The organism is Salegentibacter profundi, assembly GCF_054121475.1.
On the sequence record NZ_JBSYGG010000004.1, the window covers coordinates 1 to 24,513 of the forward strand.

Genomic DNA, 24,513 nt, shown 5'->3' on the forward strand with positions numbered 1-24,513 from the left:
CCGGGGTGTCCCGAATTAACCTTGTGTACCTGTCTTAAAATATCCCTGCGCACCTGCGTGGCAAAGTCTTTTAATTCTTTGAGTTCCATATATCAGTCATTAAAGGATTTGGCATCCGCTAAAAATTTAGCAAGACCACTGTCTGTAAGGGGATGTCTCAATAAACCATCTATAGAAGAAAGCGGGCCAGTCATTACATCAGCGCCTAATTTCGCGCAATTCACAACGTGCATGGTATGCCGTATGGAAGCGGCAAGAATTTCAGTCTCAAAACCATAGTTATCAAAAATTAGTCGGGTCTCTGCTATGAGATTTAACCCATCTGTAGAAATATCATCCAGCCTACCTAAAAATGGTGAAACGTAATTAGCCCCGGCTTTTGCGGCCAAAAGCGCCTGTCCGGCTGAGAATACCAAGGTGCAATTGGTCTTTATTCCTTTATCTGAAAAATATTTTATGGCCTTTACACCTTCCTTAATCATAGGAACTTTTACAATAATTTGGTCATCCAGTTTTGCGAGTTCTTCTCCTTCGCGTACAATACCATCAAAATCTGTGGCTACAACTTCTGCAGAGACATCGCCGTCTACTATTTTGCAAATATCCAGGTAATGCTGAAGAATTTTATCCTTCCCGGTAATTCCTTCCTTTGCCATTAAGGATGGATTAGTGGTGACGCCATCTAAAACGCCCAGATCCTGAGCTTCCTTTATCTGATCTAAATTTGCTGTATCAATAAAAAACTTCATTATATTATTTTTAATTAGAACCTATTTTTTTAAAAGGAAAAAAAGTTGGGCTGTCCCTTCTTTAATCCTTGAACCTCTTTCTAACTCCTTCAATTTTAAAGTCGAGCATTTTTTGTTTCAATTCTGCCACGATTTCAGGAAACTCTGATGCACGGTTATAATGTTCCGAAGGATCTAAACTGAGGTTATATAATTCATATGAAGGCTCATTTCTTACCTTTTTTCCCTGAGCCTGAATTTTAAATGGTGCAATCCGTAATTTCCAGTCACCAGACCTTATAGCTTCCATAAACTCTCCTTCGAAATAATAGAAATCCTTCTTCTTTTTAAAAGCAGTATCTCCAAGAAAGATCGGTAGAATATTTTCTCCGTCAATTTGCCGGTCTTGTGGCACCTCACCTCCTGCTAGTTGTATCAACGTACTAAAAAGATCCAGACTTGTAGCCAATTGTAATGATACTTTGTTTGCAGGTATTTTTTCAGGCCACCTGATTACAAATGGAACCCTGAGCCCACCTTCATATGTATTTGTTTTTCCTCCTTTAAGTAATCCAGAAGAGCCACCATCCCAAGGCTTAACAATATCATCTACAAAGATTCTATCTGGAAGATCCCAAGGTCCATTATCACTTGTAAAAATCACGATAGTATTCTCATCCAAATCATTGTCCTCCAGAGCCTTTAATATTTCTCCTACACTCCAATCCAGTTCCTCTATCACATCTCCATACAACCCTCCTGCTGATTTATCCTTAAAATTTTCAGAGGCAAAAAGTGGAACATGAGGCATGTTATGTGGTAAATACAAGAAAAATGGTTCATCTTTAGATTCCTCAATAAATTTTACAGCTTCAGCGGTATAGCGCTTGGTTAGTGTGGTTTGATCCACAGGATATTCCTCAACTGGCTCTTTTCCCCGGTATAAATGCAATGGAACATCAGTATCTACCCATGGGGGTCTCATATCGTTACTGGTAATTAAGCCGTAATATTTATCAAAACCCTGTTCCGTTGGCCAAAACTCCTCTTTGGATTGTCCCAAATGCCATTTTCCCACAGCCATTGTACGGTACCCCGTATTTTTCAGAGCCTCAGCCATTGTGATTTCTGAGGCGGGTAAACCTTTTTCAGATTCTGGGAATATTACATGAGGTAAACCGGTGCGTAAGGGATATCTTCCAGTAAGTAATGCTGCCCTAGAAGGTGTACAGGTTGAAGCAGCAACATAAAAAGAGGTTAATCGCATCCCTTCATCAGCCATCTTATCAATTTTCGGAGTTTGGATAACTGGATGACCATAGGAACTTAAATCTCCATAGCCCAAATCATCGGCGAATATTACTACAATATTAGGCTTCTCTTTTTCTTGAGCCTTGGCAATATTCAGGGCACTAAACAGATACAGCGAACCTAAGAGTAAAAGTAGTTTATAATTCATTTTTTCAAAATTTATTATGGCCTGCTACCTTCAAAGAATAGCATATTAGCCTATTTTAATTTATTAACCTTATCAAGTATTTTTCACTTCAACAAAGATTCACCTGTTTTCCGACTTATCCCGAAATAAAACTTCTGTCCTGATTGATAATTTTCCCTCATTTCAAAATTTTCAAATGCCGGACCTCCTGGAATTGCTATATAGTCTTTTTTATTGTTACTACCTCCAGCCCAGTAAGTAGCTCTCCCATTTACTCGTACCGATAGAGATTCATCAGCATGTTCTGCCTCTTTTCTCCAATATTGAACAAGCTTAAAATAAGGACGATAACGCCAGTTTTTTTGCTCAAAATACTCCGCAGTTTGTGGCCAGGATGCCAGCTGTGTGAAGGATTCATCCGTTTCTGCCACTGCTATAAAATCGCCATTGCTATTGCGTGCAAGCTTTGTTATCGGATACTCCTCTTTTTCTATAAAATGGATATCATTATACCCTTTATATAATTCATTGGAATCTTTGGTTCCATCTTTCAGATGAAGTTTTCGAAGCCGAGCATAGTTACCCATGGTGGCAGTGAGTACACAACGATCCATTTCGGCACTTCCCTTTTGATGGAATATTTCAAAACCAATTTCTTCAGGACGATCACTTCTTATACTTATTTTTAAATATGGATGTGCACCATTTTTAAACTTTTCCATATACACAAACAGGGACAGCTCTTCTACTTCCGGACGCGAAGGGTCTGGATTAGTGATTTTCCCCCTGGTGATAGCTGAAGGAAAGAAAGATCCGGGCCTTTCATCTTCCCCGGCCCACATAAGCTTTCCCCAGGCTCCATCTATCGTTGAGGGCGAGATTTCACTGAATTCCATTTCCCCATCAACAACGGGCTCCACTGCTATATAATTAATATGATATACCTTGCCCTGGATTGAATATCCTATTCGAAATAATCCCCTTGGCCCTCCTGTGCTATTTTTTCCTATTTCAATAGGCGAAGGCCATAAACCTATCACAATGCCCTCTTCTATTCCCCATACCGCTTCATCATACCTGTCATCCGGTCTTATCCATTGATTACCTGTGGTATTCTGGGCATAGGTATTCCCCAAAAAAAAGACTATGCCCAGCCTTAAGACAAGGCATATTCTCTTTTGGTAATTCACAAAGGCTAACATGATTTTTAATTTTTTCCTCTTGTTGGTCCTTCGGTATTCTGAAGCTTTGGTATACGATCTTGTACGGCCGGTAAAGGAGGGAATTCTGCATGAGGTTCTACCTGATACCAGTAACCCACCGTGTAATAGTTGTCAGACCTGTGATTGGCATGACCATGCTCTATGGTCATCTTAATCGATTCATTGAATACTACAGGAGACTCTGAATGGAATCGATACACCATCCATTCTGCTCCGCGGTCATCGCCGCCATTGAGAGGGTTTCCGTATTCTGAATAAGCGAAAGTTGGCTTTTGGTGACCAAATGGATTGATTCCACATCCTCCATAACACCAGGCACCCAGGTAGTAATCTTCGGCTCCTGTACCGTTAATTGTCGGTTCAGCCTCGCCATCGATATAGATCATCTCATCACCTTCTCCCCACCAGTCTCCCTGGTTCTGAATAAGGCTATGGGTAACTCCTATAAAATGGCCTTTGCCTGTTGCTTCCATAATCACATAGTTACCTTCTCCATCGGGATTCGTTTTGGTATTAATTTTTTCTTCCCCGTTGCGATTCCAGTCAGTTGTCCAACCATCTGTGGGCTCGGCCTGGCGATACTGCGCATGAAAATATGCGATATTTTCCGGAAGGGATTCATGCTTTTCCCAATCGATATTATAATAAAAAGCACCAATGGCCTGATTTCCCTCATTGGTTATGGTTACCTTGGCAGATTCTTTAAAAGGCATTGGGAAATTGGCATTTAAAGCCTTTTGGGATCCAACGGATAAATATTTGGATTCATACAAAAAATACTTTCCTAAACCTAAACCGAAAAAATCACCGATAGGAGCTTCTACACTAGGGGAGTCCTCCCCGTCCCAATACATACGAAGCACAATCTTCTTTAAATGGTTGGGTTCACCAGTGGCAATAGTCATCCAGATATGCTTGAAGATACCTGGGCCTTCCACATCACCTATAGTACGCGTTTCTCCAGGTTTAATCTTATTAGCCCAGTTACCATCATCATTGGCACCGGTACGGTCATAACTGGATATTCTCTCAGAAGAATAATTTCTTACTTCATAAATTTCTTTCTCCCCAGGAGTTTGGGCAAGAACACTTGCCGTAAATAAGAGCAAGAAATTCAAAATGACTTTTTTCATAATTGTTAGTTTTAATTTAATTCAGTTTATTAATTGTTATTTTCAATAAAGCCACATAAAGCTTTGTATTTTTCATACCTGTGATTATAAATCTCACTTTTGCTTTTATCAGGGAAATATGCTCTTTCAAATCCCTGTCCCATCTGTTGCATGGCATCATCCACCTTGGGATAGATTCCGGCTACTGTGGCGGCGAACATCGAAGCTCCTAGCGCACAAGTTTGTTCCGATTTATGAACTTTAATCGGCATGCCCAGTATATCAGCCATCATTTGCATCACAAATGGTGACTTTTTGGCCACTCCGCCTACTCCGATGATTCCTTCCACCCTGACCCCTTCTTCTTTAAAACGTTCGATGATTCTTCGTGAGCCAAAACAGGTTGATTCCACAAGGCTTCGGAAAATTCGTGGGGCATCACTACCAAGGCTAAGTCCATGAATAGCTCCTTTTAAAAACTGATTGGCATCCGGCGTTCTTCTGCCATTTAACCAGTCTACAGCCAATTCTGAATCCTTTTCCAGGGGAAGCTTATCGGCCTGTTTGCTTAGCTCAGGGATAATTTTTGATCTTAGTTCCTGCAAAAGCTTCTCGGAGGCAGTCCCATCAATTACTGTTGAATCAGCTAATATATTTTTAAGGGGCCAGGATAAGATATCCCTGAACCAGGCATAAATATCGCCGAAGGCAGACTGCCCGGCTTCCATTCCCAACATTCCGGGTATAATTGAGCCTTCCACCTGGCCGGAAATACCTTTTACCAAATGTCCTTTCATCTCATCGGACGGAGCCACTAACATATCACAGGTTGATGTTCCCATGACTTTACTCATGTAATATGGTACTATTTGGCCTCCCACGGCGCCTATATGAGCATCAAGGGCACCAATGCCCACCATAACCTCGGTAGATAGTCCCAGCTTTTTAGCCCACTGCGTACTTATAGTACCTGCTGCCTTATCGGATGTAAAAGTCCTGTCAGGTAATTGGGTTCTGAAGCCTTCTAGCACCGGATCCAGCCCTGAGAAAAATTCTTCCGGTGGATATCCTCCAAATTCTTCTGCCCAGAGTGCTTTATGTCCGGCCGCACAAACATTTCTTTTCATCTTGGAAATATCTTCTTCCCCAGTGAGTAAGAAGGGAATCCAGTCACAATGCTCTACCCAGGAATGACAGGCATTTCGTATGGCATCATCGGTTCGTAGAACATACAGCAATTTGGCCCAATACCATTCAGAAGAATAGATGCCTCCTGAATATTTTAAGTAATTAGTTTCAAAATCAAGTGCATGGGTATTGATTTCCTCAGCTTCCTTAACAGCAGAGTGATCTTTCCATAGAAAGAACATCGCATTGGGATTTTCCTCAAATCCAGGTTTTAATGAAAGAGGAATTCCCTTTTCATCTACGGGAATCGGAGTAGAACCCGTGGTATCGACCGAGAGCGCTCGAATATTATTCCTTACTTCCTGATCGACTTGTGTCAGCATATCCTTCACTACGTATTCCAGGCCTTCGATATGATCCAGGGGGTGCTGGCGAAATTGGTTTTCAGAAGGTTCACAGAACCTTCCCTCCCTCCATCTAGGATAGAGAAATTCTGAGGCGGCCAACTCTTGCCCTGAATGTGCATCCATAATCAAGGAACGAACCGACCCGGTACCAAAATCCACCCCAATTACAAAATCTTTATTTTTCATATAATGCTATCTTATTTAAACTAACTAACCTGCCACCGCAGAATTTTTTAGACTGGTAGGTTGAATCTTTTTTTGGATAAGTGCATAGAAAGCAACTACGGCAAAACAGAAAAGGGGAACATAGAAAGACAAATGCACACTCCCCGTTAAATCGGAAACCTGCCCCTGCACAGCAGTTAAAACTGCTCCTCCCAGGATGGCCATTATCAATCCGGACCCCCCTATTTTAGTATCTTTACCCAATCTGCGCATTCCTAGCCCATAAATGGTTGGAAACATCAGCGACATAAACCCGGAGATCACTACCAAGGCAATGACGCCAGCATACCCATTTCCATAAATAACCAGAAGAGTACTTATTCCTCCACCAATGGCACTAATTAAAAGTAAATGCCTGGCACTAAAAAATTTCATTAATCCGGTGAAGATAAACCTGGATACTGAAAACAGGACGAGCGATCCCAGGTAATAGCTGGAAGCATTATCTTCATTCAGACCCAGCTCGAGCATGACATATCGTATACTATAGGACCAAACTCCTATCTGGGCTCCCATGTAAAAGAATTGCGCTATTACCGCCCATCGGTAATTCGTATTCTTCACTAGTCTTCTAATACTGGGCAGCAACTCCATTTTACTATAGGGTTCAGAGGCTTTGGGCATTTTGCTGAATTTCACCAGAAGCCAGATTATCAGCAAAACTCCTGCTATCCCTACATATGTTCCCATCACTGAAGAAAGTTCTTCCGATTGAATGGACTGTAATGCCTCTGGGGACATTCCTGCACGTTCTTCGGCACTGGAAAGATTTAAATTAGAAAGAATAAAGATCTTGCTTAATAAAACCCCCGTTATAGAACCTATCGGGTTAAAGGATTGTGCTAAATTCAATCTACGTGTGCCCGATTCATCGGGCCCCATCGCAATGATATAAGGATTTGCTGCGGTTTCTAAAATAGATAGGCCACCGGCCAGAATAAAAAGGGCTGCTAAAAAGTGCCCATAGACCATGGTAACACTTGCCGGATAAAAAAGCAAAGCACCAATAATAAACAACCCTAATCCGACCAACACTCCAGATTTATAAGTGTATCGCTTTATAAGCATAGCTGCTGGTAGTGCCAGCAGGAAATACGATCCATAAAAGGCTAACTGAATCCAGGAGGTTTGAAAGTCCGACATACTCATAATACGCTTAAATGCGGCTAACAGAGTATCAGTCATATTATTGGCTAATCCCCACAAAAAGAATAGACTGGTAACCAAAATAAATGGCCATTTATTTCCCGGTCGTATCAGTGAAACTTTTGATGCTTTACTATTCATTGGTTATTGGTTTCTATTTGTATAATGCTCCATAATTCTCGCATGCCCTGTAATCAGAGCCTTCTTTATTCATTCCAAAGGAATTCCATGCTGCAGGCCGGAAGATACTACCAGGTTCAACATTATGCATACATACAGGAATTCGGAGCATGGAAGCTAATGTGATAAGGTCTTTGCCGATATGGCCATAACTAATCGCTGCATGATTGGAACCCCAATTATTCATCACCGAGTAAACATCAGAAAAAGCTACATCATCGGTAAACCTAGGGACAAACCATGTCGTAGGCCAGGTCTGATCTGTTCTTTCATTGAGGGTCTGATGAACCTTTCCAGGTAAATCTATTGTCCATCCCTCGGCGATTTGAAGGGTTGGGCCTATTCCTTTCACCAAATTAATTCTACACATAGTTACCGGCATACCGCCTCTTGTTAAAAAGCCCGAGGAATATCCTCCGCCACGAAAATATCCAAGACTTGCAGGATACCAGGTCGTGGCATCCAGAGAATCCTGTACCTCTTTTCCAGTAATTTCCCAATGAGGTTTCATCACTGGCTTCCCTTCTTGCATTTGATTTCCTGTGCCATCAAGGGTGGCAGAACCTGAATTAAGTAAATGAATAAAGCCATTCTCAGCCTGACCCTCCGGTTTCCAGCCAGTGACTCTTTCAACGGCCTCAGGACTCCAGTAAGTCCTAACATCAGCGAATATTTGTGCCGTATTGGTAAGTAAATGATTGAATAACATGGATACCCCATTCAAGGCATCGTTTTCTGTAGCCACCATATATGGAGAACGTATTCCATTCCAATCGAATGAAGAGTTTAAGATAGCTTCGGAAAAATCACCATTTGGCAAGAAATCAGTCCACTGTCTTTGTCCCTGAAAACCTGATACTATGGCTTCATGCCCCTGGGCTTCCTCTCCATACCCCATATCTTCGAGTTTGGGATTTCCCTGCATCAGATCACGTATAATAAGGGTCATCTTCACAACGAATTCCCAATCTTTATCTTTTTGTGCTCTGGAGCGCTGCTTTTCCTTTTCATTAAAATCGGTGCCCTCCTTGCAGTTTTCCTTGGTCCAGGCTAAAGCTTTTTCAAATTCATCTTTATCATAAATACCTTGTTCTATTCTTCTGAGCACTTCGGTAGAATCCACATATTCATTACGCATACCTAGAAATTCCTGGAAAAAATCAGGATCAACTGCTGAACCCGCAATCCCCATAGATACACTCCCGATAGCCAAATAAGACTGACCACGCATTAAAGCTACGGCCATTCCAGCTTTAGCAAATCCCAGTAGTTTATCCTTCACATCCCCGGTGATACTATCATCATCGAGGTCTTGCACATCATGGCCATAAATGCTAAATACAGGAAGTCCTTTCTGGTTATGAGCCGCCAGGGTTGCCATTAGATAAACTCCACCAGGTCTCTCTGTACCATTAAATCCCCAAATGGCTTTAGGAATATGCGGATCGAAATCCATGGTTTCGGTACCATAAGCCCAGCAAGGAGTTACAGAAAGGGATACCCCAACATTCTCTGATTTAAATTTCTCATCGCAATCCAAAGCTTCCTTCACGCCACCAATACAGGAGTCGGCTATAACACATTCATAAGAATGTCCATCGGGATACTTAAGTTCCTTTTGAAATAACTCAGCCACCGTTTTGGCCATTTTCATTGTTTTTTCTTCCAAAGACTCGCGTACCCCGCCAAGTCTACCGTCTATAATGGGCCGAATCCCAATTTTCGGATATTTTTTAATTACCATACTTTGTTTATTTTCTATTAATTATTAAAGGCAGTTTTAATGGTATTCAGGCTTACTCCTAAAACCTTTTCTGATATCTTTTCCAGCTCCTTTTCCTCTCCTGTAAAATGAAACACATTATGCTTATGGGTTAGTTCTTCTCCCGGTTCAAGGAATGCCGCAGGGGAAACACTTTCGATTTCATAGAAAGGCCCCATTTGTGAGCCATCCTCAAGCGGCCCATCATTATAAGCGTTTACCGCATCTCCTTTAAGTGGATCTTTATCGGTGGACCATTCCTGATTAAGGTAAATAGCCTTGTTATCCACCGAAAAGGTAGTAATAGTAAGAATCTTATTAAGTGGATCGTAGCTCCCGGCCACGGTTTCTGCTCGTTGAGGAGGGATTCCGAGTTTACCCCTGGAATTTCCATCGGCCTTAAAGAATAATTGACCATCGGAATAATTTATTCGGTCTTCAGGAATTTCCCCAAAATAATCAGTGGTCACCACCTTTCCTTGAGCATTTTCCTTATAAGGTATATAAATTACCGTTTCCTCTGATGGTGTGAACATATCCAGTATCCAAATGCAGGGTGCACCGGTCTCTTTTGTCCAGGCAAAATCTCCAGTATTTGAAATAGTATTATGGGTCTTAAAACCTACCGTTTTCACCGTTGCTGAATTCACTCCTAAAAGGGAGTCAATTTGCTGTTTATCCAAAATTTCAATTTCCCGGAATGCTTTCATATTTAACTGGGTACCAGCGTAGTTAAGCAAGGACATGTCTTTATGCATGCTAACTTTCTTATCAGTTGTATCGCCTACTTCCCAGGCCTCGGTATCGATAGGAGCTGGAGTTTTCCAATTCTCAAAGACCATTTCTGTTTCGGGCTTAAAAAAGAGTGAAAACTCATTTCCTTCCGGCCCCAGCCAGAACCTGTTCTCCCCTCCATAAGCATTCATATGCGGATCTTCTTCGCCATCAAAGGCCTGATAATTAATCCACCCAAAACTCCTTCCTTTTTCACCAGCGGCAGAAGAAGTAAAAACCTTTGCCTGATATTTTGGTGAGACAATAACACGACTTTCCCCCTGTTCCAGGACGATAAGCTTTTCATCTTTCTCTTTTAAAAATTCGGCATCAAAACCAAAACTTCCCTTCTCGAAGGTTTCTTTTTCCATTGTTTTATTTTCCCTTTTGTTTTGCTGGCCGCATGCGATAATCGAAATCGTTATAGCCAAAAAAATTATTGATTGAAATTTCATAATCACTTTAGTTTTCTTAATTGACTTCTAAATCATTTTTAGAAGGGAGAGCCGGAAAAGGAGCATGAGGTTCAAGCTGATACCAATATACTACAGAACTAATATCCGATTTTTGTTGTAAATACCGATGACCGCTTCTCCAACCCAAATCCTGAATAGTCACTTTTAAGTCCTCTTCAAATCTAATAGGGTCCTGAATGTGCCAACGGTATAATCCAAAGCGTTGCTGAGAATTATACAAGCCATCCGGTTTGATAATTTGATGTAAACCAGCAAATGGTGTAGAATATCTTTCGTACTCCCGCTTTTTTTTGTTTTCAAAATTATAAGAACCCAGGAAGTAGTCTTCAGTCCCTGTTCCTGCTATAGTAGGGAATTGGTCATCACCATCCATATAAAATTTTATTTCTCCTTCACCCCACCAGCCCCGGTTGTTTACCTGCCAAGCCATATAAGTTCCCACATAATGTCCTTTTCCTTTAATTCCATCAACTAAGGTGTGGATCGCCCCTTCCGTAGGGTTACTTCTACGAAACTGCGCATGGAAATAAGCCGCATCAGAAGGGACCTCGGTTAGCGCATAATCAATTTGATAATATAAAGTCATTTCTCGTGCGCTTATGTTCTCCATGGTAATTTTGAACTTTTTTCTAAATGGCATTGGCCAAAAAGAATTGAAAGCACTTCCCGGATTAACCGTTATCGGTTGTGAATTTAAAGGAGCATACTCTCCCCAGCCCATCCCGAAAAAATCTCCGACAGGCACTTCCACTGAGGGCTCCTCTTCACCATCCCAATATATACGTAAAATAGTATGTCGCCAGTTTCCTGTAGGTGTCATCCACATATGTTGGATTACTCCCTGATCCGAAACCTCTGCCATTGTATAGGTCTCCCCTGGCTGGATTTTTACCGATGGGCTTACTTTCCAACCTTGGCCAAGTTCCCTGGCTGCATGACTTCCGGTACCCTCCTTGGCCATCGCTGCTTTTCCAGGTTCCCCAGTGAAGTTCTCAGGACTAATCGAACGTGTTTCTGCATCAGAAACGCGAAAGATATTACCTAAATTAAGATTTACACCATTGAACTTTTCCTCCTGACTATAACCCGACAAGGAAAGAATAGAAAATAAAAAAGAATATAATAAGGATTTACTCATGATTAATTTTTAATCGATTAAACTACAAAATTATGTTAATTCAAATATATGTTTAATCGATTAAATAAAAAAGAAAATCATAGAAATTTTGTTTTTTATTAGGTAAACCTAACTTACTATCATAAAAAAATCCCAGTTTAAACTACTCCCTATTACAAGATTTCCGGATTACTAGTTCCTCGTCCAGACAAATCTCCTCATGAGGCATATCAGGTTCATCTATATTTTTAATAAGCAGTTTTACAGCTTTTTCCCCCATCTCTTTTAAAGGTTGCTTAATATGAGAAAGCGGACAATAATAAAAATCAAAGGCTTCACCTTCGTCAAAACTTATAATGGCAACATCTTTAGGTACTTTATAATTTAGTTCATCAATATATTTCAAACCTTGTACAGCCAGGGTATTGGTGGCAAAGAAAATAGCCTTAACCCTTTCCCGTCCCATTAGCATTTCATTAATTGCAGAAGTCACCTGGTCTTTTGCTTGAGAAAAATCTATCTCCTTAATCCATTTCTCATTGATAGGGATACCCTGGTCCTCTAAAGCACCTCTATATCCAGCAACCCGCTGTTTCATGTGATTTAATGAAGTTGAATAGGCGAGAATTCCTATTTTTTCGTTACCCGAATTTATCAATTGGGTAACTGCCCTATGAGCTGCTTTATAATTGTTTATCCCAACAAAATTAGAAGGGATTGAAGGAAAGTTTCTATCAATTAAAACAAATGGAATATTGTGTTCTTTCAAATAATTAATCTGTTCCTCAGAACCCTCTGTAGGAGCAATTATAAAACCATCCACTTGTCGGTTGGATAAAAAACGCATCAATTGCAATGATTTTTCAGCTCTTTCATCAGAACTCCCAAAAATGACCGTATAATCAAGCTTAGCAGCCTCGTCCTCGATAATTCTGGCTATATGGGCAAAAAACGGGTTGGAAATATCAGCCACTATAAGGCCAATAGTAAATGTTTTCCCCATTTTAAGGCTTTTTGCTATCTGATTAGGTTGATAATTAAGTTCTTTTGCTGCTTTTTTTACTTTTTCAGAAACCGCCTCACTGATTTTACTGCTTTTATCCTTGGATAGTACATAAGATACCGTGGCAGTCGAAACCCCTACTTTTTTAGCAATATCTTTAAGAGAAACGTTGCTTTTCTTCATAATTAATCGTTTAAACAAGTGAAATAACCCTGCAATTTCGAAAAAAAATCTTTATCAACCATCCTAAAAATGATTTAAACTATAGGATTTTATGATCTTGTCAAAAAAATTGCCTCGAAAAAAGAACATCTTTATAAAGAGGCGATATTTATTATTGATTAAATAAATTCCCAACTTCGATTCACAATGCTTTTCTTGGAATTACTCTCGTGCCACCAGAATGGATGATCCCCTGGACTAAAAACTTAATTTCCCCTTTGTGCAAGAGCTTAAGAAAGTCTATTATTTTTTATAAGTTTAAGTTTCATTAAACCAATGCTTTATGAAAAATATACTAGTGGCCATTGACCGGAAGAAAGAAGCAGGACAATTAATAGATCAAGCAGTGCAGATAGCAAAGCTTTCGAAAGCTAAGCTCTGGATCATCCATGTAACACAACCCGATCCGGATGATTTTCTTGCCAGGGAAGCCGGTCCCCAGTATATTTATGACAAGAGATCAAAAAAGCGCAAAGAAGAAGCTGCGACTATCCAAGAGTGGGTGGATGATCTTACTAAAGAAAATGAGGTGGAAGCAGAAGGATTATTAATCGAAGGACCGGTCATCAAATCTCTTCGCAATATAACACAAACACATAATATCGACCTTGTTGTGGCCGGTCACAGGAAAAAGAATTTTCTTTACAGCCTGTTTACTGCCAATAAAAAGAAGGACCTTGTCGATGAACTAAATATTCCTTTACTGGCTGTACCTTTAACTAAAGCCTAAAAGTTCACTATGAAGGGATATTAGGTTATTAGAAAACTAAGCCCCAGAAAGTTTCTATGACATCTGATACCCCAAAAGAAACGGCTCCATATTGGAAGCTAAGCTCATTCCACTCAAAAGCCCCTGCATAATTTTCTGGTCACCCTCATCTTTTGAAGCTGGATGTGAATCATTCTTGTTTTAACCTGATTCCCTATCGGAATACAAAATTATCCAGAACTTTTCTTGCTTGAATACTTTTTAGCCTATCTGGTCTACAGATCAAAGGCCTCCAGCTTTGGCTGTTTTTTTAATTCCTATCGCAAAACTCTTAAAATTTTAAGAAAATTTTATAGCTTTACCTAAGCTCTGGTTTAGTCTTCATCCCATATCTCGGATCTTATGCTACACGAGCCTTTTAGTAATTATATTACAATTTAATGAGGAAGAAAACATTCAAAGTTCATAAGCTAAAAAGTCTGTAATTATGAATAGCATTTCCTTATTAAATAAACTTTCTAAGAAAGGTCCACATAAACTTAGAGTGGTCACCTTATACAACCTTATAAGTTTTTGGTTGACTTTGTTTTTTGGGTTAGCCGGAATGTTAATCGGGGTTTATTTTTTGCCCTTAGATCAATTGGAATTAATATCGGTAAGCCTGATAATTCTGATTCCGATCATTCTCATTGCAACAAGTTATTTAATGCTTGAAGTAAATTTGAGATTATTAAAGGGGTCTCTGAAAGCTTATTGGATTTTACTGATATTCTTTGCCCTGCAATGCGTAGGAATTGGCATAGCCGGGACCAAGTTTAATTTTGACTTAGGCGGTATCCCTATCACTTTCACCTTTACGGTAGATCAGTTCTTTTTAAAAATAAATTTTGCAGCAATTTTCCTTACCCTATATCTTCTTAGCTTTAAAAAGGAATTACCTCAGTTATTGCAAACTTTAAAAGAAAGAAATAATGGTAATTAGGCCCAATACATTGGCCTATAACCCAGAAAGGTGTAAAACCTGCGAGGAATAGGGTATAAAAACGAATTTTGGAGTTTTTAAATTAGAAAATGATCATTTCATTTAGCCGGATCAGATTACCAGGCCTGCTCCAAAATAAGACTAGGGCATATAAAAGGGTTCAACGATAAAAGTCGAACCCTTAAATTAAAAATCACTTCCTTTAGCGATACTAAATACCTATGCATTGAGATTTGCAGGTTCCTCGGTCTGCTGCTCTTCTGAAGAATCGGATTCCTTTGTTTGCTCTTCTCCTTCTTCTGAAGCGTCAGGTTCATCCAGGACATTGAATTTCTCCAGTTGTTCTTCTTCCCCGGTGAAATATGGGAATACATCCAAAATCGGGGATTCTGTAATAGAAGGAATCGTATAATCTCCCATGGTGTCTTCCATGGCTTTAGTGGTATGCTCAAAAGCCTCTTTCACATCATTGGCCTGAACCAGTAAATAAATATTAGTCTTTTTTTCTTTCCCGCTCTCCTCATCAAGGGCTACCAAAGAAACCTTTGATTTAAACCACCGGTCCGAATTTTCAAAGGGATGAACTTCTGAAAAATTGGCCACCTTTATATTCATGATTCGGAAATCTTCACTGGTATAAGCAGTCATCTCTTCAGTGATCCTTGCTTCCGCCTCTGTAAAGGATACTGCATCCAGCAAATAGGTGTCAGTGCTTACTTTTTGCTCTCCTGTTTCGTGTGTTTTTTTGTATTTCACCTTACATTCATACCAAGTTACGCTCATATTATTTTTTTTAGGGGGTCAAAAATAGAATTAATAACAGGCCTTGCAGAGAAATTGACCAAAGAGATATTCACAAATTTCATCCCCCCATTTTTACCATTATTTTCTATAGCAAAAAACATATGAGTAAGATTTTCCAATCCGGAAAATCCGGTTAAAGCGGTGTAATAAAAATCCCCGGAATTAAATGTTCCGGGGATATTCCTCATTAAATTATTCTCAAGAAGGCCTCGTTAATTCTTATCCCTCTTTCTTTCCATCTCCATCATTTTCTTTTCGCGTTCAGCGGCTTTTTGAGCCCGCTCCCGGTGCCACTCGGCCTCTTTTTGAGCATACTCCCTGTCAAACTCAAAGTCAGCTTTCATCATCTCCCTTTCACGTTCTGCAGCTTCTTTCTCACGTTCCCGGAACCACTGGGCCTCCTCTTTGGCTAATTCCCGGTAATATTCATTTTCCGACTTTCTCATTTCCCTTTCATATTCCGCTGCTTCTTTGGCTCTTTCGCGATAGAATTCTCGTTCTGCTTTGGCCATTTCCCGCATGCGCTCGGCATCTGCCTTGGCTAGTTCCCGGTCGAATTCTTCCATTTCTTTCATTCGCTCCCGGTGCCACTCCGCTTCAGCCTTAGCCTGCTGCCTGAAATATTTCTCCCTGGCTTTTTCTGCTTTTTTAGCCTCTTTAGCCATTTCCTTTTCAGCTTTGTTTTCCCATTTCTTAGACTTGTCCTGGGCGTATACGGAGGTACTTAATATCCCCAGCACCGCTATCCATATGATTAATCTCAAATTCTTCATGATATAATAGTTTTTAATAAGTATACCTATCACTGTACCGCGATAAAACTTTTATTCCTCGTTTTATATGCGGGGTAGCTTTTGGCTTACGATTAATAGGCTAAGTTGGAAAGAATTCCTGCTAAAGATTGCTAAGGGAAGCATAAACTTTTCTCAAACTTTAGCCTGGAAAATATCTTTACCATGGGAGTCGGGACTGATATGTGATAAGCCCTGGGGGACCCAGGACCAGAAATCAACCCGGTGGGGTTTCTTCAGTATAATTTGGCCATTTTATAAATATTCCCCCAATAGATAATAAAATTTTTATAGATTCAAGGCCTTATACTTTGAACAATAGGAGTTCATGGGACATAATGCAATAACACCTATGAAAGAAATTATTTTAAATAATGGGACACACTTACCGTTAATTGGTTTCGGAACCTATAAAGCTACCGGGAAAGAAGGAGTAGAATCAGTTTCCTGCGCTATTGCTAATGGCTACCGTCTCATTGATACCGCGGCAAAATATGGCAACGAAGATGCGGTGGGAAAAGGAATCGCAGCCAGCGGAATTCCCAGGGAAGATATTTTTTTAAGCACGAAATTATGGCGTGAAGATCTGGGGTATGAATCTACTAAAGCGGAATTTGAAAAGTCTCTCAAGAGGCTTAAGGTGGATTATATTGACCTGTATTTAATCCATTGGCCCGCTAACGCTAAAAATTACGACAACTGGCAAAAAACCAATGCCCAGACCTGGAAGGCCATGGAAGAATTACAGGCTGAAGGCAAAATAAGAGCTATAGGAGTAAGTAATTTTTTCCAGAAACATTTAGAGGCTTTATTTCAAACAGCCCATGTGATGCCGGCAATCAATCAAATAGAATTTCATCCGGGATACTGGCAAAAGGAGTTAACCGAATTTTGTAAGAGCCATCACATAGTGCTTGAGTCCTGGTCTCCCCTGGCAAGAGGAAAAGTTTTTGGCAATGAAGTTTTACGTAAAATCGCACAAAATCACCAGCGATCCGTTGCCCAGGTCTGCCTGAGATGGATTACCCAACATGGGGTCATTGCCATTCCCAAATCCACCAATCCTACAAGAATTAAAGAGAATATCGATCTATTTGATTTTGAATTGACCAATAAAGAAATGCACCTCATCGATAAGCTTCCACAAATGGGCTTTAGTGGCGAATTGCCTGACCTTTGGCCAGACAGGCTTGAAGCTTGAGATCATCTTCAGAAAAAAACCATTTGAAGCCCTAAAAATCTCCGAAATGCCATTTTCTTTCCTGGTATTTAAATATCCTTATATGGATTAGAAAGCCAATATTAACCAGGTATATCTTCCCCTGCTATAGCTGACAAATCTTAATAAAACCTTAAAATTTTTTACTAACTTTACCTGATTATATCAGGATATTCCCAAATCCACCTACGGTAACTTAGAATGAAAAATAATTTATTACTGCTGTGCTCCCTTTTACTTATTACAGGAACTGTAATAGGGCAAAACCAGGAAAAGATCTATTATGACAACCAGTGGATTGGCAGCTCGGCCTCCAGGGCAGCGTTTTTCAGGATTGTAAACTACGACAGCCAGGATAAGCCAGTGGGAGAAGTCCGGGATTATTTCATTACCGGGGAATTGCAATCCGTAATAGACGGGGCCCTATATATCGATAAAGCTGACGATTCAAAATCTGTATTTACCGGGTATAGCCGGGGCTTTTTTAAAAATGGCATTAAACAATTTGAAAGCCTGTATGATCAATCGGGAAGTCTGTTAAGTCATAAGACCTATTTTGAAAATGGGAATTTAAAGACCGAAGCCCAATATAAAAACGGGGAATATCATGGAGATTATAACCTATATTACGAGTCAGGTAAGCTCTATCGCAATTTCTCCTTTTCAAATGGTGTAATGAATGGAAAATTCTTCACCGAATGCGATGAATTTGAGAATTGCCAGAAGGTATTTTATGACACATTTTATACTGCTGAAAATGAAAACGGCTGGAACCTTAATACCAGTGGCAAGGAGTATAATAGCCGGATAATCGAAGGCAGCGGATTAAAAATGACCAGTTCCGGCACCACCTTTCAGCAAACTGTCAACGTTCCGCTCTCCCTGTCAGAAAACTTTTCTATTGAAACGATCGTGGATTTTAAATCAGGTGATAAAAACAACAGCCATGGACTGCTTTGGGGATTTAAGGATTGGGATAATTATTATTACTTTACCATTACTGCAACGGGTTATTTCAGGATAGGAGGCGAAACCAAGGGAATTAATCTGGAACTTGCGGACTGGACCGAATCTGAGAAAATAAATAAGGGCTCTGAAAGAAATCTATTAAAGATCTTAAAAGTAGAGGATAAGATTTATTACTCCATCAATGGCGATGTGGTGTTTTCTGATGATTTTTATTCATTCCGTGGCAATAATACAGGATTTATTAGCACCGGTAATAAAGAGGTATTATTTGAAAACCTGATCGTGAGACAGGACATCCCGAAAGCCCAGGTATCCAATACACAACCTGTTTCAAGTACCCCGGGATGGAAAGGAAACGGCACCGGGTTCTTTGTCAGTAAGGATGGTTATCTGGCCACCAACTATCATGTCATTAAAGAAGCTTCAGAAATAGAAATTGAATTTATTAGAAATGGGCAGAAGGTTCGATATGAAGCCCAGGTCGTACAAAGCGACAGACAAAACGATCTCGCGATCTTAAAGATCAAAGACGGTTCCTTTACCCCTTTTAATGAGCTTCCTTATATCTTTGGAACTGAATTATCGGATATCGGTACCAATGTATTTGCCCTGGGTTATCCTATGGCCCTGTCAGTTATGGGTACGGAAATAAAATTCACCGATGGTAAAATAAGTTCCAAAACCGGTTTTCAGGGGGACATTGCCACTTATCAAATGACTACTCCTATCCAGCCCGGAAACAGCGGGGGGCCATTATTTGACTATGACGGAAAATTAATTGGCATAAATTCAGCGATCATCAGGCCCGATCTTGCCGATAATGTATCTTACGCGATAAAATCGAGTTACCTGAAAAATCTCATAGATGTGCTTCCTGCTTCACTGGTTTTACCTGATGATCATACCATCACCACCAAAACCCTAACAGAAAAAATCAGGCTCCTCTCGGATTATGTGGTGCTGATTAAAACGAAATAAAGATTTGTATAAGCCTTTATTAGTGAAGGTAATCCATAGGTTCTTCCCGTAAAATCTTTTGCGAAAACCGCTTTTAAAAAAAGGCCTCTGGAGGTCACTGCTCATTCCAGCCTTTTCCGGCAAAAATCTTTTGCACTGATTTTTCAATTCTCGCGATCCGGGTCTTAGACTGTTTGGCCTGGGAAAAATGAAGGAGATATCCTCGTTGACGACCGGGGGTTAATTTGTGGAAAGCTTCTTTTAATTCGGCATCCTCTTCCATTTTCTTTTGAAATTCTTCAGGGACGCTGTAGTCCTTCGTCTTTTTAAGAGGCACTTTAAGACCTGCTTTCTCGACTTCAATGGCCTGGTGAATATAAGCTTTAATCTCGGCGGCATTTTTTTGAATTTCCTCAATACCCGTAAACCGGAGCTGTCTTGCAGCCTGGACATTTTCTGTTTGCTGAACCAGCATGCCATCCGTATCCTTCAGAAGAGCACCTTTATGGAATAAAAGGGCACAATAGTCCTTAAAACCATGTATTAAAACAATATTCTTATCCCGGTAAGTATAACAAGGCACTCCCCATTTTAATTCTTCGGTCAGCCCACAATCCAGCACGAGCTCCCTGAGTCTCAAGTACTCTTTTTGCCATTTTCCCGGTTTTTCAAAGAAAAAACCAACTTTTGGGTTCATAATTGAATAAAGGTCTTTGTTTTAAGAATAAAAATAAGGAATTTCAAGAAAGTAAGGAAGGTGAGAAAAATCCATAGATGCAGGTTTTTGTTTCAGGCTTGCTCCGGAGCTTTAACCTGGCCTTTTCCAACCCCTGAGGCATTTGGGCCTGCTGGAATTAATTATATTTGTGTAAAATCCAGATACCATGATTTTCATCGAAAACGAGGGAGTGACCAATCCGAGGCTGAATTTGGCTTTGGAAGAATATGCCTTGAGAAATTTTAGTGCTCACACTGATTATTTACTATTCTATATCAATGCGCCTTCCATTATCATAGGACGCAATCAAAACACCCTGGAGGAAATTAATCAGGGGTATGTCGAGCAAAACAACATTCATGTGGTTCGCCGGGTCTCTGGCGGGGGTGCTGTTTATCATGACTTCGGGAACCTCAATTTCAGTTTTATTACCAATCATGACGTTAAAAGCCTGAACAACTTTAAGAAATTCACCGCGCCGGTGATCAATGTTCTAAAAAGCATGGGTCTTGATGCTGAGCTTAAAGGTCGCAATGATATCCAGGTGGAAGAAAAGAAAATTTCAGGAACTGCCCAGTTCTCTACGGGGAAACGTATGATAAGCCACGGCACATTACTGCTCGATACCGAACTAGGGGAAGTTGCAAATGCCCTGAATGTAAAGATGAGCAAGATACAGTCCAAAGGACATAAATCAGTGCGCAGCCGGGTAGCCAATATCTCTGAATTCCTGAATAGTCCGATGAAGATCGATGATTTCAGGAGTAGACTTCTCAAGGGCCTGTATGAGGAAAGCGCAGATTTTGAGCGCTATTACCTTAGCCCCGAAGAATGGAAAGCCGTTCATCAGTTAAAAGAAGAAAAATACGATACCTGGGATTGGAATTACGGGCGCTCCCCTAAGTTCAATATTCAGCGAAGCAAGCGTTTCCCGATTGGAGAGGTCGATCTGCGAATCTTTGTGAAAAAAGGCCATATCAGGGATTTTAAAATCTTCGGGGATTTCTTTGGGAAAGAACCAGTGGAAAAATTGGAATCCCTCCTTGTGGGGGCCCGGTACGAAAAAGAGGATATTTCAGCCCTTCTCAAGGATATCCAGTTAAAGGAATATTTCGGGGAGATCCCTCACCTGGAATTTGTGGAATTGGTTTATGGGGAAGATGAGTGATTGCTTATCAAAGCTGCCCCTGGCAATATTAGACCAGGCAAACCAAAGCTAATTACGACCAGGGATTTTTTTGTGATCGGAGCGATTAAATAAATAGCAAACAGGTTCAGATGATCAGGTGGCTCTAATGACCTTTATCATTTTAACGGCGCTTGATGGTCCTTATCTTTACAAAAAAACTTGAAGCCTTATCTGCATATCATCCTTGCCCTTTTCCTGCTCTTGGGTTGTGGAAAGAATAAGGATTCGGAAATTCCGCGGTTTAAGGTCCCACCTGAAACCCCGGCCCTGATCCTACAGGATCATCATGATTTTCTTGAAAGACTACAACCGATTATTTCGTACGAGGATAGTACAGGGATAGCCGCAAGAGAATTATATCAAATTATGGAGTTTCATTTTAAGGAAGAAGAGAAATATGTATTACCTCCCCTTGGGGTCCTGCCCCTACTGGCTAAGGGGAAGCTTCCTGAAGAAGCTGGAAAGATCATCAGGCTTACAGAAAAATTCAGGGAAAACCAGGACGTAATGCTGGCGGAGCACCAGATGATCCAACATTTCCTGGCCACCATGATGGCTGCTGCCAAAAAGGAAAACCACCCGGAACTCTCAGGCTTTGATAAAGCCCTCGAAAAGCATTCCTTGCTGGAAGAAGAGATCCTGTTTCCAGGTGTAATAATTATAGGGGAATATTTAAAACTCAAAAAGCCTGAGCATTGACAGGAAAAAAAGAACAGGAGGTGCAGTCCTCCTGTTCTTATAAAAGCATTAATTACTATTAACCAAAAAAGTAACCTGATTGGTCGGGCCGCCTGGTGGCTCGACCGGTAATCTGACCGTATTCCAGGCAAGAGCTAAATTAGGAATTAGAGCAAACCCAAAATATGAGCAGGCTCATATTTTTGAAAGTTAAGGGTCCTTTATAGGCTACACCAAAAGCGACCATAGCCTTCTGTAACCCTTAATTCAAGCTGAGTTCTTCCATAGAAAACCAAATTTAAAATTGGCAAAACCCTCCGCTAAACAAGCCTTAAATACTCATAATCAGAATACTCTGGCATAATTGCTGCATTATTTATGGCGCAGTTAATTTTGATGATATTCAGGTTACTGCTATTTCAACATTAAATCAAATTCATGAGATACCAATCCATAATTATTTTAAGTTTTTTAAGTATTTTCTTTTTTTCCTGCGAAAAAGAAGAAGAAGCGCTTATCAATGAACTGACGGAGACCAAAATAGAATCAGAAAACTCAAGCACAAATACCGGAGAATTAGAAGTGGAGCAATTCGTCTACCGGGGAATGAAGGATATTTATTTATATAAAGCCCAAGTGCCCAGCCTTGGTAATGAATATTTCGAATCAAACTATGAAAGGGATGACTACCTGCAAAACTTCAGTAGCCCGGAAGATCTATTTGATGCCCTGACCTATTCCCAGGACCGGTTTAGTTTTATTACCGATGATTACCAGGCACTGGAAGACCGCTTCGATGGGGTGAGCAGCAGTACTGCTGGAATGGATTTTGGCCTGGGTAGGATTGGCACTTCCAATAAGGTCTTTGGTTATATTCGCTATGTAATACCGGGAACCTCTGCCGAGGCTGAAAATCTCAGGCGAGGAATGGTCTTTACCGAAGTAAACGGCCAGGAACTTAATCTTAATAATTTTAATGCCCTGCTGGAGGACGACAACCTGAAAATCAATATCGGCAAAATAGAAGAGGGAACGATCATTATGAGCGATAAAACCGCTCAGCTATCACGAAATCAGTACACGGAAAACCCCGTCCATAATCATAAAGTTTTTGATAATGATGGTCAAAAGATCGCTTACCTGATGTATAATAGTTTTACCGGGAATTTCGATGCTGAGCTCAATGCTGTTTTTGCTGAATTTAAAGCGGAAGCGGTCAATGATCTGGTCCTTGACCTGCGCTATAATGGCGGTGGTTCGGTGGAATCGGCTCTTGACCTGGCCAGTATGATCACCGGACAGTTCAAGGGAGAGATTTTCTTAAAGGAGCAATGGAACAAGGAATACCAGGAAAGTTTTCAGGCCAACGATCCGGAGCGATTACTGAATCGTTTTGATGCTAAAATCAGAACCGGAGAAGCCATTAACAGCCTGAATCTTTCAAAGGTGTATGTCCTGACAACCCGAAGCACAGCCTCAGCAAGTGAATTAATCATCAACGGACTTGAACCCTATATTGATGTGATACAAATTGGAGATCACACCACAGGAAAGTTCCAGGCCTCTGTAACCCTTTATGATAGTCCTGACTATGGCAAATCCAATGCCAGTGATAATCATTCCTACGCGATCCAGCCGCTGGTTTTTAAATCTGCTAATGCCAATGGCAAAACCGATTATATCGATGGCCTTGAGCCGGACATCCAGTATATAGAAAGTCCCGGAAATTTGGGTGCACTGGGGGATCCAGAGGAACCCTTACTGGCCACTGCCTTGAATCAAATTTTAGGAAAATCCCAGATGAAGCGACCGGAAGATCAAAGAAAGACCCTGGAAAAGTTCAAAACCATAGGGGAAAGCGGGATGAACGATATTGGCTTCCAAAGAATGTACATCGACGGTCTATCGAAGCTTCCCGCTAAGACTACAGAATAATAATAGCTTTGGAAATCTTAAAAAAGGGAATAGCTCCTCGGAGCAGTTCCCTTTTCCTGCTTATATCGCTTTTATCCGCTCTCCCGATTTCAGGGAATTAAGGGCCTATTTGAACCAACTGCTGTACATGATATAATTACGGGCCGTTTGCTCCAGGTTCTTTATTTGGTCCGGGCTAAGGGATTTCACCTTCCGGGCGGGAGTGCCGGCATAGATATGTCCGGGTTCACAAATAGTGTTTTCCAGAACCACAGCTCCGGCTGCAATTATACAATGCTCCCCTACTACTGCTTTATCCATCACAATAGCCCCCATACCTATCAGGGCATGATCTTTTACCTGGCAGCCATGTACGATGGCATTATGCCCGATGGAAACATCATTCCCGATCCTGGTATCGGCTTTTTCAAAAGTGCAATGGATCACGGCTCCATCCTGGATATTGGTCCGGTCTCCTATTCGAATCGCATTGACGTCTCCTCGAATGACAGCATTGAACCATACCGAGCATTTTGTGCCCATCACCACATCCCCAACAATGGTCGCATTTTCAGCAACAAAACAATCTTTCCCCCATTCAGGGCTCTTTTCTTTTACAGGTAAAATAAGCGGCATCATCTG

Annotated in this window: 21 protein-coding genes and 1 pseudogene; 7 read left to right on the top strand and 15 right to left on the bottom strand. The window is 40.7% G+C overall.

Annotation, left to right across the window (positions count from 1 at the left end; all coding sequences use genetic code 11):
* From ACW6NC_RS06740 to ACW6NC_RS06790, 11 genes and pseudogenes are all read right to left on the bottom strand, one after another.
* Window positions 1–89 (bottom strand): annotated as a pseudogene (locus ACW6NC_RS06740) (transketolase); the annotation flags it as partial.
* 3 nt (window positions 90–92) lie between these two features.
* The gene (fsa, locus tag ACW6NC_RS06745; RefSeq protein ID WP_457864622.1) at window positions 93–749 is read right to left on the bottom strand and encodes a fructose-6-phosphate aldolase; all 657 of its coding nucleotides are present in this window, start codon (window positions 747–749) and stop codon (window positions 93–95) included.
* A gap of 61 nt (window positions 750–810) precedes the next feature.
* Window positions 811–2,187, bottom strand: a complete 1,377-nt coding sequence (locus ACW6NC_RS06750) for a sulfatase family protein (protein WP_457864623.1) — start codon at window positions 2,185–2,187, stop codon at window positions 811–813.
* Between the two features lie 83 nt (window positions 2,188–2,270).
* The gene (locus ACW6NC_RS06755) at window positions 2,271–3,368 is read right to left on the bottom strand and encodes a hypothetical protein (RefSeq protein ID WP_457864625.1); all 1,098 of its coding nucleotides are present in this window, start codon (window positions 3,366–3,368) and stop codon (window positions 2,271–2,273) included.
* A 5-nt stretch (window positions 3,369–3,373) separates the two neighbouring features.
* Window positions 3,374–4,522: a glycoside hydrolase family 172 protein gene (locus tag ACW6NC_RS06760; protein WP_457864627.1), complete on the bottom strand. Its 1,149-nt coding sequence runs from the start codon at window positions 4,520–4,522 to the stop codon at window positions 3,374–3,376.
* A 29-nt stretch (window positions 4,523–4,551) separates the two neighbouring features.
* On the bottom strand, window positions 4,552–6,222 hold the full coding sequence (locus ACW6NC_RS06765) for a ribulokinase (protein ID WP_457864629.1): 1,671 nt from the start codon (window positions 6,220–6,222) through the stop codon (window positions 4,552–4,554).
* Between the two features lie 24 nt (window positions 6,223–6,246).
* Window positions 6,247–7,548, bottom strand: coding sequence for an L-fucose:H+ symporter permease (gene fucP / locus ACW6NC_RS06770; RefSeq protein ID WP_457864630.1), 1,302 nt, complete (start codon window positions 7,546–7,548; stop codon window positions 6,247–6,249).
* 13 nt (window positions 7,549–7,561) lie between these two features.
* On the bottom strand, window positions 7,562–9,331 hold the full coding sequence (locus ACW6NC_RS06775) for an L-fucose isomerase (RefSeq protein WP_457864632.1): 1,770 nt from the start codon (window positions 9,329–9,331) through the stop codon (window positions 7,562–7,564).
* 17 nt (window positions 9,332–9,348) lie between these two features.
* Complete coding sequence (locus ACW6NC_RS06780; RefSeq protein ID WP_457864634.1) at window positions 9,349–10,578, bottom strand: DUF6786 family protein; 1,230 nt, start codon at window positions 10,576–10,578, stop codon at window positions 9,349–9,351.
* A 16-nt stretch (window positions 10,579–10,594) separates the two neighbouring features.
* Entirely contained in the window at window positions 10,595–11,737 is a 1,143-nt protein-coding gene (locus ACW6NC_RS06785; RefSeq protein WP_457864636.1) for a glycoside hydrolase family 172 protein, read from the bottom strand.
* Window positions 11,738–11,879: 142 nt separating this feature from the next.
* On the bottom strand, window positions 11,880–12,902 hold the full coding sequence (locus ACW6NC_RS06790) for a LacI family DNA-binding transcriptional regulator (protein WP_457864637.1): 1,023 nt from the start codon (window positions 12,900–12,902) through the stop codon (window positions 11,880–11,882).
* Between the two features lie 322 nt (window positions 12,903–13,224).
* Here ACW6NC_RS06790 and ACW6NC_RS06795 point away from each other — a divergent pair, with 322 nt between their 5' ends.
* Both ACW6NC_RS06795 and ACW6NC_RS06800 read left to right on the top strand, forming a co-directional pair.
* Window positions 13,225–13,671, top strand: coding sequence for a universal stress protein (locus ACW6NC_RS06795; RefSeq protein WP_457864639.1), 447 nt, complete (start codon window positions 13,225–13,227; stop codon window positions 13,669–13,671).
* Window positions 13,672–14,137: 466 nt separating this feature from the next.
* On the top strand, window positions 14,138–14,632 hold the full coding sequence (locus tag ACW6NC_RS06800) for a hypothetical protein (RefSeq protein ID WP_457864641.1): 495 nt from the start codon (window positions 14,138–14,140) through the stop codon (window positions 14,630–14,632).
* Window positions 14,633–14,851: 219 nt separating this feature from the next.
* Here ACW6NC_RS06800 and ACW6NC_RS06805 read toward each other — a convergent pair whose 3' ends face one another.
* Window positions 14,852–15,415 (bottom strand): DUF4494 domain-containing protein, encoded by a 564-nt coding sequence (locus ACW6NC_RS06805; protein WP_457864643.1) that lies wholly within the window; start codon window positions 15,413–15,415, stop codon window positions 14,852–14,854.
* 233 nt (window positions 15,416–15,648) lie between these two features.
* Entirely contained in the window at window positions 15,649–16,209 is a 561-nt protein-coding gene (locus tag ACW6NC_RS06810; protein ID WP_457864645.1) for a hypothetical protein, read from the bottom strand.
* Window positions 16,210–16,579: 370 nt separating this feature from the next.
* Between ACW6NC_RS06810 and ACW6NC_RS06815 the strand changes: the two genes are divergently transcribed.
* The gene (locus ACW6NC_RS06815) at window positions 16,580–17,428 is read left to right on the top strand and encodes an aldo/keto reductase (RefSeq protein WP_457864646.1); all 849 of its coding nucleotides are present in this window, start codon (window positions 16,580–16,582) and stop codon (window positions 17,426–17,428) included.
* A gap of 219 nt (window positions 17,429–17,647) precedes the next feature.
* Window positions 17,648–19,393, top strand: a complete 1,746-nt coding sequence (locus ACW6NC_RS06820; RefSeq protein ID WP_457864648.1) for a trypsin-like peptidase domain-containing protein — start codon at window positions 17,648–17,650, stop codon at window positions 19,391–19,393.
* A 94-nt stretch (window positions 19,394–19,487) separates the two neighbouring features.
* Here ACW6NC_RS06820 and ACW6NC_RS06825 read toward each other — a convergent pair whose 3' ends face one another.
* Window positions 19,488–20,069: a YdeI/OmpD-associated family protein gene (locus ACW6NC_RS06825; protein WP_457864650.1), complete on the bottom strand. Its 582-nt coding sequence runs from the start codon at window positions 20,067–20,069 to the stop codon at window positions 19,488–19,490.
* A 187-nt stretch (window positions 20,070–20,256) separates the two neighbouring features.
* On the opposite strand from ACW6NC_RS06825, the gene ACW6NC_RS06830 reads away from it, so the two are divergent.
* From ACW6NC_RS06830 to ACW6NC_RS06840, 3 genes are all read left to right on the top strand, one after another.
* A complete protein-coding gene (locus ACW6NC_RS06830) occupies window positions 20,257–21,258 on the top strand; it encodes a lipoate--protein ligase (RefSeq protein ID WP_457864652.1) in 1,002 nt (333 codons plus the stop codon).
* A 180-nt stretch (window positions 21,259–21,438) separates the two neighbouring features.
* Window positions 21,439–21,978: a hemerythrin domain-containing protein gene (locus ACW6NC_RS06835; protein WP_457864653.1), complete on the top strand. Its 540-nt coding sequence runs from the start codon at window positions 21,439–21,441 to the stop codon at window positions 21,976–21,978.
* A gap of 417 nt (window positions 21,979–22,395) precedes the next feature.
* On the top strand, window positions 22,396–23,892 hold the full coding sequence (locus ACW6NC_RS06840) for a S41 family peptidase (protein WP_457864655.1): 1,497 nt from the start codon (window positions 22,396–22,398) through the stop codon (window positions 23,890–23,892).
* 105 nt (window positions 23,893–23,997) lie between these two features.
* Here the strand turns inward: ACW6NC_RS06840 and ACW6NC_RS06845 are convergent, their stop codons facing one another.
* Window positions 23,998–24,507 carry a gamma carbonic anhydrase family protein gene (locus ACW6NC_RS06845; RefSeq protein WP_457865231.1) on the bottom strand — a complete coding sequence of 170 codons (510 nt, stop codon included), beginning with the start codon at window positions 24,505–24,507 and terminating at the stop codon, window positions 23,998–24,000.
* Window positions 24,508–24,513: the final 6 nt, after the last annotated feature.